Below are 12,998 nucleotides of genomic sequence, written 5' to 3'. Positions count from 1 at the left end.
GAAATACAGTTTTTAGGAGAAATAATAGTATAAAAAGCAAGCGGCACCGCTATCTGCTGATAACGATGCCGTTGAATTTTTATAGATAAAAGTGCTCATTAGCTATGCGTAGAGTAGTTACTATTTAACAAGCTACTATTTAAAAAGCTACTCACTAAACTGCTTTTGACAGAGCTCCATAAAAGCACGACCATATTGGCGAATTTCTGCATCATCACGTACCGCCATCCAACTGGTAAAGCGCCCAAAATGGTCGACTGGAATCGCCGTTAGGTTTTGATAGTGACTTGGCTCAAAAGCCATCTCAGCAATGATACCAATACCTAAGCCAAGACCAACATAGGTGCTAATGACATCAGCATCAAGCGCGGCTAATACAATATCAGGCTCTAATCCTGCCGCTTCAAAAGTTTTGTCAATGGCACCGCGTCCTGTGAAGCCTCCATGATAAGTCACGATTGGATAGCTTGCCAATGTGGGTAAGTCAATGGATTCTTGTCCAGCAAGTTCGTGGTCGCTCGGCACAATGACGCGATGCGTCCAGTCATAATATCGATAGCAGCGTAGATAGTTGTTATAGAGTAAAGACTCGGTGGCAATACCGATATCGGCTTGTCCGCGAATCACCATCTGCGCGATAGTCTCGGGATCGGCTTGTTGCAAGATTAAATTAACTTTAGGAAAACGCTCTTTGAATTCTTTTACCACATGCGGCAGTACATAACGTGCCTGCGTATGAGTGGTGGCAATCGTCAGTGTACCCGTATTAGGATTATTAAAATCGAGACTCAGATTCTCAATGGTACGGATTTCAGCAAAGATAGACTCAATGTGTGGCATGAGTGCTGTACCCATGGTCGTAAGACCCGTTAGACGCTTGCCTTGACGAATAAATACTTCAGTTTTCAACTGGTTTTCTAGTGCAGCAATATGTTTGGATAGGCTCGATTGACTGGTATGCAGTACTGTCGCTGCTTGGCTTAAGTTATAGCCGTTGATTACTGTATGCCATACAGTCTCCAACTGTTTGAGTTGGATTTGTAGATGTCGCTGATTGACCACTACGTCGATTGCCATAACTGAATCCTATTGAGTAAATATACAAACCCTGTCTGTATATAAAAGTGAAAACGTACAAATATGCAGTAAGAGAGTAGTGTAAAACAAAGTTAATATTCTTGTATATAATAAATAGCTATCAAATTATGATAATTAGGAATATAGAGTTTTCATATGACCAGTTTGTCGATTTCTTTGACCAAAATAACAGTCCAAAAAGTCGTTAATAGCCCTTAACTACTGCTTAACTTTAGAAGACAGTATCAGTGTTTTTAACGTTGGCTATTTATAATAAAGCAAGGTTATGACACAACGCGTTACCAAGTCGAAATATAGATGGTGGCTAACCGCCACGTTTATAAGTTAATGCAAAAATATCTAGTCAAGGTAGGCGTTCTCAAGTACCATAATTGAATTTTGTTGTAATGGTCAAATTTGTACAACGTTAAACAGTTTTTATCGATTCTATCTATGAATGAAAGTACGAGAAGAGATAAATACGAGTGATTGATAAAAACTGTGCGAAGTTGTGTTATTTATCTCAAGTGTTGGTGAGTTATTATGTCTGCTGTCAAATCTGTGCCACCCAATCAATCAGTTGCAAAAAAATCATGGGGCGAAGCTGCGAAAGCTTACCTTGACCCTCGCGCTATTATTATATTGTTTTTAGGGTTTGCCGCAGGTATTCCTATTCTGCTCATTTTTTCGAGCCTATCACTATGGCTGCGTGAGGCAGGTATTGAGCGCGGTGTCGTGACTATGTTTAGTTGGGCGGCGCTTGGCTATTCTTTTAAGTTTATTTGGGCACCATTGATTGATGCGCTTCCTGTTCCTTTTTTGACCAAATGGCTTGGTCGGCGTCGGGCATGGATTGTCACCTCGCAGTTGCTTATCGTAATTGCCATATTATTGATGGCGAGCTTTAACCCGATCAGTGACCAAGCTCTGTGGTTTATGGCAGCATCAGCGGTTCTACTTGGTTTCTCATCGGCGACGCAGGATATTGTCATCGATGCGTATCGTATTGAGATAGCACCGCCAGCATTGCAGCCGACATTAGCCGCCATGTATGTCGCAGGGTATCGAGTGGGTATGATTGTTGCTGGGGCAGGCGCGCTATACTTAGCAGACTACTTCGGCTCTACAGAAGCGCTTTATAGTTATGAAGCGTGGCGTAATACTTATTATATTATGGCGGCGGTGATGTCTATCGGGATTTTGGCAACCTTTGCGGGTTATGAGCCGATTGCTGAAGTTTTACAGCTCAAAAAGCAAAAGAACAATCTCAAGGCATTTTTTATATATGCTGGCTTGTTAGTGATACCAGGTTCGATATATGGTTTGCTCAGTTTAATAAAGATTATTTATAACAACTTTTTGAATGCGGATATTACACTCATACCGCTCGCCATCCAGCCCGCTGTCAATTTTTACTTCTTGGCTTTGGTTGCTTGCGCGCCGCTTTTACTATTATTCTTCATATTTAACCAACCTAAGATTATCAACAAAGTCTCTTTGCTGGTCGAAACGCGTAATGATTACGTGAGAATTGTCTTACTATTTATCATTACCGTCATTGGTTTTATAGGTGCCTTTATTGCCATCGGTGGGTTGTTTACAGACACCGAGAGTGTATTGCTGAGTTTTATCGCTGAGACGGTACGGTTATTTGGTAGCTTAGCAGTGGCAATGGCAGTAGGATATTCGCTCATAAAAGTGGGACTGGCCAGAAAAGAAGTCGCGAAAACGATGTGGATAGACCCTATTGCGGACTTCTTCAAGCGTTATGGCAAGCAAGCATTGTTATTACTAGCCTTAATCGGTCTTTACCGTATCTCTGACATTGTCGCAGGGGTTATATCTAATGTGTTTTATCAAGACATGGGCTTTAGTAAAGTTGATATTGCCAATGCTGTGAAGTTGGTAGGCGTGCTAATGGCGCTCGCTGGTGGTTTCTTAGGCGGGATATTGGCGCAAAAAATGCGCATGATGCATGTGATGATGTTGGGGGCGATACTAGCAAGTATTACCAACTTACTGTTTGTGCTTTTGACCTATCACCCAGGCAGTCTAGAGTATATGTATCTTGCGGTCATATTAGATAACTTAGCAGCAGGCTTTGCCAGTGCCGTGTTTATTGCCTTCTTATCCGCCCTGACTTCGATTAAGTTTACCGCTGTACAGTATTCTATATTCTCTTCCTTGATGACATTGGCTCCTAAAGTGCTGGGCGGATATTCTGGTGGTATCGTTGACGCAATGGGCTATCCGTTCTTCTTCTTATTTACCTTTGCTATCGGCATTCCTATCCTTGCATTGATTTACTTTGTCGATAAGCATATCGTCATTGGCGATAATGATGATATTTATGGTGATGAAGGCGATGACGATAGCAATAGTGGTGGTAAGCCCTCGTTAAGCAAGGCAAACCCTAATTTGACAGACACCAATGCACCACCACGTGCCTCGGAATAGCTAGAATAATAAACCATAACCAGTGAAGCGACCTTATTCATTAACCAGTATTTTCAAGAGTGATTTATGACAGCGTTTACCATTCGTCAAATAAAGCAGCAGAGTCAGCAACTGACGGATGGGGAAGCAGGTACTGCATTGCCGTCATTTTGGCTAACGGATTGGTTACTCCATGTCATCGACAAGCCAAACTCATTTTTAATCACTGATGAGAGTTATCAGCTGTCTGATAGTGAGCTTGAGCAATTTAATACTGGCGTTGCTAAAATGCAGGCTGGCACACCGCTCGCTTATTTAACGGGACAACAAGGGTTTTGGTCGCTCAATTTTACCGTTAATGAGCATACGCTAATCCCTCGACCTGACACTGAAGTGTTGGTTGAACAAGTGTTAAATTGGATAGAGTCTCAGCCAAAAAGTTTAGATGATGATAAGCCAAAGCGCTTGTTAGACTTAGGCACGGGGTCAGGTTGTATTGCTATTAGTTTGTCACATGAGTTAAAACTCAAATCGAAACATGGTCATTGGCAGACGATTGCGGTCGATTTATCAGCAGAGGCATTGAAAGTTGCTAAACACAATGCCGTTATCAATGATGTTGCTGATATTGAGTTTGTACAAAGCAGCTGGTATGACAAGTTGTCTACTCAGGACGTGCCGTTATTCGATGTGATTGTCTCAAATCCGCCTTATATTGATGAGTCGGACGAGCATTTAGCACGTTTAATAGCTGAACCGATTAGCGCGTTAAGTGCGCCCAATCACGGATTGGCCGATATAGAGCATATTGTTCAACAAGCGCCAAAATATTTGCGTACAGACGGGCTATTAGCGATTGAGCATGGCTTTGATCAAGGGGCAATAGTACGTCAGATATTTTCAAATAATAGCTTTATAGTCGTGCAAACGGTGCAGGACTTTGGTGGCAATGATCGGGTGACATTAGGGCGGATTTAGTCAGTGATTTGTTTTGGTAGGCTATTTATGAATAGGTTTTGGTGATACATATGGTGCAGTCGTTAGAGTCAAAGCAGCTAGCAGATGATGAGCTGATGCGTTACGCACGGCAGGTGTTGCTTGATGGCTGGGATATCGATGCGCAGCTACGCTTGAAATCGTCTCGTGTGGTCATAATAGGAGCGGGCGGTCTGGGTTGTCCTGCCTCTGAGACCTTAGTACGTGCAGGACTTGGGCAGACTCATCTGATTGATGGTGATGAGATTGAGGCAAGCAATTTGCAGCGGCAAACGCTATTTTTACCTGAAGATATTGGTAAGCCCAAGGCGCTGATCGCTGCCGAAATGTTGGAGAAGATTAATCCCTTAATATCTGCTCGCGGTACGGTTGCACGGTTAAGTGAAGACAATGCTTACGAGCTACTTGATATGGCGACAGGTAAGCCCGATTTACTATTAGACTGCACTGACAACTTTGCGACGCGTGACATCATTAATCGCATTAGTGTGCGCTATCAGATTCCATTATTATCTGCCTCAGCGATAGCCATGCAGGGGCAGTTAGCGTTGTATGAGCCACATCTCAATACAGGTTGCTATCATTGTGTTTTTGGTTCTGTAGCAGTGGATGCAGAGGCTGATGAGCGTAGCTGTGCCAATTCAGGGGTGCTTGCTAGCACGACAGCCATCATGGGTAATTTACAGGCCAATGCTGCGCTGCAGTATTTGGGATTAACCAAAAATCCACTGACAAACAAACTGCTAATATGGGATGGTAGGCAGATGCAGCAGCGATTAATGGGCTATCGACAAGATGTTCATTGTCCAGTATGTGCTAGTCTTTCTCCATGATTTTTTCAATGACTTGGTAGCAGGCATTAGCAATCGTTCAACTGGTTCATACTATACTTTCTTTATTATTATCACTTTTCTTTATTACCATAGTTGTTTCTTATGAAAATTCATCGTCCGCATTTATTAAAGCATACCTTTAATGTTGTTAATCGTGTTCGCCAAACCGCGAGCGTGGCTGGTCTTTCTGCGCTCAGAGTCGCAAAGGGTGAAAAGCCTGATGCGATGTTGTTAAAAGAAACTTTTGAGCAGTTGGGCACGACCTATATCAAGATTGGCCAATTTATCGCTAGTACACCATCGTTATTTCCACGTGAGTATGTAAAGGCATTTCAAAGCTGCTTGGATCAAACCACGCCATTGTCTTATACCTATATTGAGCAGGTCTTAAAAGAAGAACTGGCCGTTGATGGGTTAACGCTTGATGATAAGTTTGCTCATATCGAGCGAGAGCCTTTAGCATCAGCTTCTATCGCTCAGGTGCATGCCGCTCGATTACACAATGGTGATGAGGTGGTATTAAAGGTGCAAAAGCCAGGTGTTGAGACCATCATGCAGACGGATCTGGGCGTATTACATGGTGTCACCAAGTTGCTTGAAATACTCATGCCATCGATGAAATTTGCCAGTATTGCACCAATTATCGATGAGATTCGTCTGCGTATGCTTGCCGAAACTGATTTTATCGCTGAGGCGCAAAACATTCGCGATTTCCAGCAGTTCTTAGCGGTATCAGGTAATACTCGGGTGGTCGCACCAACGGTTTATGAGGAGCTGACCACTAAGCGTGTACTGACCATGAGCCGCTTGTATGGTGTCTCTATGGTTGATGAGTCGGTCATGCGTCAGTACTGTGCTGACCCTGCACAAGTGATGGCAGATACTTTAAACACGTGGTTTGCCAGTTTGATGTTGTGTAATAGTTTCCATGCTGACTTACATGCCGGCAATTTGATGCTGCTGACGGATGGTCGTATTGGCTTCTTGGACTTTGGGATCGTTGGAAAATTAAAGGCTGAGAGCTGGCGCGCCTGTATGGGAATGATGCAAGCCATGCAAGACAGTGATTATCAAGCAATGGCGCGCCATATGATTGATATGGAGATGACGCATGGTGGCAATCAGGTTGACGTGGTGGCATTGGGTAATGATTTGCAGCGTATGATGAAGACCATCATGGCAGAGGATAAAGCCTTTACCAGTGGCGTACCTTTTAATAGCAAAGAGCAAGCCGATGAGCTGAATCAAATGATGCTTGAGATTGTGGAAGTCGGTAAGCGTCATGGTATTCATTTTCCACGTGATTTTGCGTTACTGACCAAGCAGATGCTTTATTTTGATCGTTTTATGCGTACTTTAGCCCCTGATATGGATATGTTTAGCGATCAGCGTGTGCAAATGCTAGGACAAGCAGAAGATGAGCCTAGCATTCCACCGACGTTAAACGTTTCTTAAATACGCAAATACTAAAACACAATGGATTGTGTGCTTATTGCCACAAAATGGCGCTGTCATGATGACTACTTTTAAACGCCGTGCTGTCTCTACTATTACCAATGAAACAGCCATTGCTTTTATCGGTCTCTATTGCATGGCAGTGGTCATGGGTTATGGTCGCTTTTTATTTACCGCCACCTTGCCCGATATTATGATGCAACTGTCTCTATCAACGACGATTGCAGGTTGGTTAGCCTCTATCAACTACATTGGCTATTTTATCGGCGCACTGATTGCCATGTTTGTGCCTCAGCGCTCAACATGGCAGACGATGATGCTGTGGACGGTGGTTAGTGTCATCACCACGATATTACTGGTAATACCAGACTTGTCACTCAATCTTTGGTATGTCATTCGGCTGCTAGCAGGCATTGCCAGTGGTATTGCCATGATTTTAAGCTCATCTTTCATCATTCAAAACCTAAGTACCGAGCGGCGCTCTGTGCTCTCAGCCGTACATTATGCCGGTATCGGTGTTGGTATTAGTGCATCTGCGATACTAACGTGGTGGCTGTTAATGCTCGGTTATCATTTTGATAAGATTTGGCTGGTGGCTGGAATCAGTAGTTTGCCACTATTATGGTTGCTCTATGCTATAAGACCGACATTATCGAAAGCCAAGAACTTGCATCTACAGAACTCGCAACACTTCAGCCAACGCCTGAGCATGCATCAAACCTATCTAAATTTTAAACGCGCTTTATATGAGGCGATTGCTGGTCATCATAAAGCCATTGCTTTGTTATCGGCAAGCTATGTGCTGGCAGGTTTTGGTTATATTACCTCTGCGACTTTTTTGCCCGTCATGGCAACACAGCGCTTAACGGCACATTCTTATTCAGGGTTGTTGATTTGGTTGGTCGTTGGTGTTTTTGCCATGCTGTCTAATCCCTTATGGGGCGCTCTTGCCAAGCGAATTGGCGAGATAAAAACTTTGATGGGTTTGACTCTATTGCAAGCAGTGGGGATGTGCTTGCCGATTTGGTTTGACGGTGCGATTGGACTGTATGGCAATGCCGCTATTTTAGGGTTGACCTTTGTCGGTATGGTCTCGATGACCTTGAATATCATCAAAAATATCAATCCAACTTACTCTAATTTGCTGATAGGATTGGCAACTTTAGCCTATGCGCTTGGGCAGTTTTTAGGGCCATTGGTGACAGTAGCGCTAGCAGGACAGAATGACAACTTTAACGCGGGTCTGTTGGTTGCCGCGATTGGTTTGATGTTGGGGTTGCTGCTACTGTTAGTATTCCGTCGACAATCACGAGTGATCGTTTAAAGCCTATGGCTAAACCACGTTACGGCTAAAAACTTCTCGTAACTCAAAACTGGTATGTACTTGAGCGACGCCTTCGATACGATTGAGCCTATGTAACAGAAACTCTTCATAATGTGCCATATCGCGCACACGTACTTTAATCAAATAGTCTTCTGTACGACCCGTGACGATGCTGCAACTGATGACTTCATCAAAGCTTTGGATTTTCGATTCAAACAGCTCAAAACGCTCGGCAGTATGGCGATCCATACTGATTGCGATAAAGACGGCAAGTGGGTAGCCAAGCTTTTGCGCATCTGTTTGCGTATGGTAGCCTGTGATAATACCTGTGTCTTCCAGACGTTTAATGCGGCGTGCACAAGGCGTGGCTGATAGGTTGACACGTTCAGCCAGCTCGGTAATGCTCATACGCGCTTGAGTCTGCAACAAACGTAATAGCTGTCTGTCCGTATCATCAATCTCAATAGAAAATACATTGTCAGAATGGTTATTTGTCATCTATTTCTTTCTCTTGAGTGAATTAATCTAATTATAGTCATTAATGTGGTTTTTTTCACCAAAATACTGTCAAATTAAGTAAAAGAAAGCTGATTTCTGTTTCACAAACTTTGATATTATTATGGCATAAACTTTGGTTATCTCGTATGATAAACACTGATCTAATCACCGGCCATCCAGCTACAAATATAAATCTCCATATCATCTAAGGATTGATTATGTCTGACCAAACCACACACACTGCAGCCGCAAAGAACACACCGAAAAGTGCCGCTTTTGATTATAAAAAGTATCGTCCATTTGCATTTGCGCCGTCGCTGCCAGATCGTACATGGCCAAGCAAAACGATTGAGAAAGCACCAATCTGGGCAAGTGTGGATCTGCGTGATGGTAATCAGGCGCTGATTGATCCGATGACAATTGAACAAAAAATGCGTTTTTTTAAGACCCTGGTTGAGGTTGGCTTTAAAGAGATTGAAATCGGTTTTCCATCAGCCGCACAGGTTGAATTCGACTTTGCTCGTAAACTTATCGAAGAAAATCATGTGCCTGATGATGTGACTTTGCAGGTACTGGTACAAGCGCGTGAGCATTTAATTGCCCGTACTTTTGAGTCATTGAAAGGTGCAAAGCGCGCGGTCGTCCATGTGTATAACTCAACCAGTCGCGTACAACGTGAAAAGGTTTATGGCAAAGACAAAGCTGAGATTAAAGAGATTGCGATTGCTGGTGCTAACCTATTGGTTGAGTATGCGGCCAAGTACCCAGAGACAGAATGGGTGTTCCAGTATTCACCTGAGAGCTTTAGCCAGACGGAGACCGAATATGCGGTAGAAGTTTGTGATGCCGTGTGTGAAGTATGGCAACCACAAAATGGGCAAGCAGTGATTTTGAACTTACCGGCGACGGTTGAAGCCTCTATGCCAAACGTCTTCGCCGATCAAGTTGAATATTTCTGCCGTCATCTTGCGCAGCGTGAGCATGTGACCGTTAGTTTGCATACGCATAATGATCGTGGCTGCGCTGTTGCTGCTGCTGAGCTTGGTGTATTGGCTGGTGCAGATCGTATCGAAGGTACCTTACTTGGTAACGGTGAACGTACGGGTAATATGGATGTGATGGTCATGGCGATGAACTTGTTTAGTCAAGGCATTGACCCTGAGCTAGACTTTAGTAACATGAGCGAAATCGTACAAGTGGTGAGTGAGTGTAATAACTTGCCATTGCATCCACGTCATCCGTATGTGGGTGAGCTAGTATTTACCGCCTTTAGTGGCTCGCATCAAGACGCTATCAAAAAATCTCTCGATTATAATGAAAAACATCAAGATGAGACCAACAATATCTGGGATGTGGCTTACTTGCCGATTGACCCGGCGCACATTGGTCGTAGCTATCAAGATGTGGTGCGTATCAACAGTCAGTCTGGTAAAGGCGGCGTTGCTTATATCTTGCAGCGTAACTATGGCTTTAACTTGCCACGTTGGATGCAAATTGACTTTAGTGGCGTGGTACAAAAGCAAGCAGAAACGGCTGCACGCGAATTACAGAACGATGAAATCTTACAAACTTTTGAAGATACCTACCTGCAGCAGGGCAGTTTTGAGCTATTAGACTATAGTGTTAATAACAAAGGTGGTGACGTTTATTTCAATGGTCAAGTACAGATGAATGGCGATACTATCACGATTGATGGTACTGGTAACGGCCCATTATCATCATTCATCGATGGTCTTGCACAGCATACGGGTAAGTCAATACACGTTATCAATTATGCTGAACATGCCATCAATCCGCAGCATAACAGTGGTAATGGTATCGATGATGACAATAACAGTGATAATAAAACTGACGCTAACGCTGCCGCCTATATTCAGTTAAATGTAGATGGTGAAGTATATTCTGGCATCGGAACCTGTAGCAGTACGGTATCGGCGATGTTGAAAGGGGCGTTATCAGCCTTTGCTCAGGCATTAAATACCACAGCTGCTTAATCATTGAATGTGATTTATTCAATTTAATCTGATTAAAGCGCTTTCATTATCTCAATAACGCCATAGCACCTTGCCTCTAGCAAGCACTGCTATGGCGTTATTTTTTATCTAATTTAACCTATTGTTGGCGAAAGTTTGACGACTAATAGCATAATGTTACTTGTGTTTTTGGTGTCTAAGACTTACGCTAATGTACATGGTACGCATTATTATAAAACGATAAATACAAGGTTAATTATGGAACCTATATCCTTTGCTTCATTTACATTGGCATCTATTCTGGCTTCATTGCCTGCAAACGGTGAGGTCGTTATCAAACCGACCATTACTACCCATATCAGTCCTGCTATCGCGGGACAATGGGAGATAGATTTAGACAGCAGTATCACCATGACCAAGGAAGCAGAAGCTCGGCAAGCGGCACTAAAGAGTGCACAGAACAGCAAAACCAATGAGCCAAAAGTCATGGCAGGCTCAGATGGTGGAGTGCTGACACAAAGTGAAGAGCGTGTACTCAATATTCAGCCTAACACTAATAAGAATTTGATCACCTCTGCAACGAGTGCTAATCAGTGCCGTGAATTATATAACTTTGGCGCTGATAATGAGATGTGGGCAGTCAGTGGTAAGGAATGGACCTACGGCCGTTACTTAGTGACTCACCGTGAAGAAGGGCTACCGATTATCGCCATTAAGACTGTTTATGATAATAATGAAGTAGATTGTTCTGGTAATCAGGTTGACCAAACCAATGAGGCGTTAATTGCATTCTTATACCACGATGACAATCAAATGCAATGGTGTGCTGACCCTGATGGTCAAGAATGCTTTATGAATTTTAATAGAGTGCTGCCATAGCAGTATTTTAGAGTATGCTGTCTTTATTCAGCTCAATAAAAAACCGCTATTAAAATAGCGGTTTTTTTTCATTAGAGACAAGCTCTCGTGTGAGTAGCTAAAAGCTGCTTATAAGAAGGGTCGCTCAGTTTAAGAGGACTCTTTCACCTTATCGTTGATTAACAGCTCTCGTTCAAGATAATGAATGTTTTGTGCTTCATGAACGAATTTGTCATCAGATAAAATGACATCACGATGCATCGGTATATTGGTCTTAATCCCTTCAATCACTAGTTCATCCAACGCGTGCAGTGTTTTAGATATTGCTTGCTGGCGAGTCTGCCCATGACAGATAAGCTTGCCGATGAGCGAGTCATAATAACTGGGAATCTCGTAACCTGGATATAAATGTGAGTCAAAGCGAACACCAGCCCCACTAGGTGAGTAGAACTGAGTGACAGTACCAGGTGATGGCATAAACGTGACGGGATCTTCGGCATTGATACGACATTCAATCGCATGACCTTGGATTTCAATTTCGCTCTGACGATAAGACAGACCATAACCAGCAGCAATTTTGAGCTGTTCAACCACCACATCAATACCCGTAATCATTTCAGTAATGGTGTGCTCAACTTGCACACGAGTATTCATTTCAATAAAAAAGTATTCATTGTTTTCAAATAAAAACTCAAAAGTACCTGCACCGCGGTACTTAACCAGCTCACAGGCTTTGACACAGGCATCTAATATAGGTTGACGGACATCGTCAGGAATATCAGGAGCAGGGGCTTCTTCTAACACTTTTTGATGGCGGCGCTGCAATGAGCAATCTCTATCATATAAATGAATGGCATTGCCATTACCATCGCCTAGCACCTGTATCTCTACGTGGCGTGGGTTTTGTAGGTAACGCTCCATATAGACCGTGTCATCACCAAACCACAGCTCAGCTTCTTGCTTTGCCGCTTGCACTTGACCGATAATTTCCTCAAAGCGCTCAACCACACGCATACCACGACCACCGCCACCAGAGGCCGCTTTAATCAGCAGTGGGAAACCGATATTGCGTGCTTGCTCTTCAGCATTGTGTAATGTCACAGCGCCCACAGAGCCCGGTACAGTAGGGACACCAGCTTTTTTCATGGCATTGATAGCAGAGACTTTATTGCCCATCAGCCGGATATGGTCAGCATTAGGGCCTACGAAGGTGAGACCCGCTTCTTCGATACGCTCAGCGAACTCAGCATTTTCAGCCAAAAAACCATAACCAGGATGAATGGCGTCTGCACCAGTGATTTCAGCCGCTGTCAAAATAGTGTTGATGTCTAGATAGCTTTGGTTGGCATTGGGCTTGCCGATACAGATGGCTTCGTCAACGAAGCGCAGGTGCATCAAGTTGGCATCAGCAGTGGAGTAGACACCGACAGTTTCGATACCTAATGCCTTACAAGCTCGTACGATACGTAGCGCGATTTCACCTCTATTGGCAATGAGCAGTTTTTTTATCATGGGGTCATCCTTGTCGAAGCAACAGTCAGTGATGAT

The 12,998-nt window shown here is 43.5% G+C and carries 10 protein-coding genes; 7 read left to right on the top strand and 3 right to left on the bottom strand.

Going from position 1 to position 12,998, the window contains the following annotated elements:
• Positions 1–147 precede the first annotated feature (147 nt).
• Positions 148–1,077, bottom strand: a complete 930-nt coding sequence (locus QL919_RS05800) for a LysR substrate-binding domain-containing protein (RefSeq protein ID WP_290188624.1) — start codon at positions 1,075–1,077, stop codon at positions 148–150.
• A gap of 543 nt (positions 1,078–1,620) precedes the next feature.
• Between QL919_RS05800 and QL919_RS05795 the strand changes: the two genes are divergently transcribed.
• From QL919_RS05795 to QL919_RS05775, 5 genes are all read left to right on the top strand, one after another.
• Positions 1,621–3,534: an MFS transporter gene (locus QL919_RS05795; RefSeq protein WP_290188623.1), complete on the top strand. Its 1,914-nt coding sequence runs from the start codon at positions 1,621–1,623 to the stop codon at positions 3,532–3,534.
• A gap of 66 nt (positions 3,535–3,600) precedes the next feature.
• A complete protein-coding gene (prmC, locus tag QL919_RS05790) occupies positions 3,601–4,491 on the top strand; it encodes a peptide chain release factor N(5)-glutamine methyltransferase (RefSeq protein ID WP_290188622.1) in 891 nt (296 codons plus the stop codon).
• Positions 4,492–4,541: 50 nt separating this feature from the next.
• A complete protein-coding gene (locus QL919_RS05785) occupies positions 4,542–5,342 on the top strand; it encodes a HesA/MoeB/ThiF family protein (RefSeq protein ID WP_290188621.1) in 801 nt (266 codons plus the stop codon).
• Positions 5,343–5,444: 102 nt separating this feature from the next.
• Positions 5,445–6,797 carry an AarF/ABC1/UbiB kinase family protein gene (locus QL919_RS05780; protein ID WP_290188620.1) on the top strand — a complete coding sequence of 451 codons (1,353 nt, stop codon included), beginning with the start codon at positions 5,445–5,447 and terminating at the stop codon, positions 6,795–6,797.
• Between the two features lie 58 nt (positions 6,798–6,855).
• Positions 6,856–8,121, top strand: a complete 1,266-nt coding sequence (locus tag QL919_RS05775) for a YbfB/YjiJ family MFS transporter (RefSeq protein ID WP_290188619.1) — start codon at positions 6,856–6,858, stop codon at positions 8,119–8,121.
• Between the two features lie 9 nt (positions 8,122–8,130).
• On the opposite strand, the gene QL919_RS05770 is transcribed toward QL919_RS05775, so the two are convergent.
• The gene (locus tag QL919_RS05770; RefSeq protein WP_290188618.1) at positions 8,131–8,619 is read right to left on the bottom strand and encodes an Lrp/AsnC family transcriptional regulator; all 489 of its coding nucleotides are present in this window, start codon (positions 8,617–8,619) and stop codon (positions 8,131–8,133) included.
• Positions 8,620–8,837: 218 nt separating this feature from the next.
• On the opposite strand from QL919_RS05770, the gene leuA reads away from it, so the two are divergent.
• Both leuA and QL919_RS05760 read left to right on the top strand, forming a co-directional pair.
• A complete protein-coding gene (gene leuA, locus QL919_RS05765; RefSeq protein ID WP_290188617.1) occupies positions 8,838–10,613 on the top strand; it encodes a 2-isopropylmalate synthase in 1,776 nt (591 codons plus the stop codon).
• Between the two features lie 237 nt (positions 10,614–10,850).
• Positions 10,851–11,471, top strand: coding sequence for a hypothetical protein (locus tag QL919_RS05760; protein ID WP_290188616.1), 621 nt, complete (start codon positions 10,851–10,853; stop codon positions 11,469–11,471).
• Positions 11,472–11,600: 129 nt separating this feature from the next.
• On the opposite strand, the gene accC is transcribed toward QL919_RS05760, so the two are convergent.
• Complete coding sequence (accC, locus tag QL919_RS05755) at positions 11,601–12,962, bottom strand: acetyl-CoA carboxylase biotin carboxylase subunit (protein WP_290188615.1); 1,362 nt, start codon at positions 12,960–12,962, stop codon at positions 11,601–11,603.
• Positions 12,963–12,998 lie beyond the last annotated feature (36 nt).

This window comes from Psychrobacter sp. APC 3426, assembly GCF_030408035.1.
Lineage (GTDB): Bacteria > Pseudomonadota > Gammaproteobacteria > Pseudomonadales > Moraxellaceae > Psychrobacter.
This window is presented reverse-complemented; position numbering and strand designations above follow the sequence as displayed.